We start from the raw sequence: 737 nt of genomic DNA on the forward strand, positions 1-737 counted from the left end.
TCGCCCTACGGGCTCCTTCCGACGCGCACAGCGTCAGGACCTTCCCCGCAACTTGCAGTTACCGCCTTTATCACGTCACGTCAACTGTGTGTCGCCGGATTTGCGCGGTTCCTGACCGCCATCGACAACCCTTGTACGTCGTAGCGCGTCTTAGGGAGCCAGCATGGATCAAGACAAATTCACGCACGGTCCAGGTGATCGGTCCAATCGTGCGTGGATCGAACCTGCCCGCGCCGTATAGCAACGTGAGGTGGGGCGTGAAACGCGCGCGTGAAACAAGCAGACCTGTCCCTCTGAGCGCGTCCCCAAGTCGTTGCTGAAGGTCGATCAATTCGTCCAGCCCGGTGCTCCCCGTCAACACCAAGGGCCGATGCCTCGGCCGCCCATTGAAGCTGGCGACCCGGTCAAGCGTCACGCGGAATGGCGGCACGTCAATGCTGGCCGCCGCAGCGCATGCACGCGCGACGGCTACCTCCGGCACATGCGCAAAGTCGCCCAAATGGTGCAGCGTGATGTGCAGGCGCTCGGTACGCAGCAACCCAGCCTCGACACGCATCTCGGACCGCAGCAATCCTGCGATGTCAGCAATGCGCGCGGCGGTGTCTGGATCGTAAGCACTCGATCATTACCGTTGCCCACGAGATTGACCGATGAGGGATGTGCTGTTAGCGAATGGGGTCAATGCGCGCGGAGGGAGGCAGCAAAGGGGCGACGTTCCAAGGCAACAGGTCGTCGAT

Annotated in this window: 1 protein-coding gene; it reads right to left on the reverse strand. The window is 62.0% G+C overall.

Annotation, left to right across the window (positions count from 1 at the left end):
- Positions 1–70: 70 nt before the first annotated feature.
- A complete protein-coding gene (locus AABE10_RS36255; protein ID WP_342937847.1) occupies positions 71–556 on the reverse strand; it encodes a 2'-5' RNA ligase family protein in 486 nt (161 codons plus the stop codon).
- Positions 557–737: the final 181 nt, after the last annotated feature.

The sequence above is a fragment of the Paraburkholderia diazotrophica genome (genome assembly GCF_038900755.1).
Classification (GTDB): Bacteria; Pseudomonadota; Gammaproteobacteria; order Burkholderiales; family Burkholderiaceae; genus Paraburkholderia; species Paraburkholderia diazotrophica_A.

Bases quoted from the DNA above. Each gene is read 5' to 3' on its own strand.
- AABE10_RS36255 (WP_342937847.1), bottom strand. From the start codon at position 556: ATGCGTGTCGAGGCTGGGTTGCTGCGTACCGAGCGCCTGCACATCACG.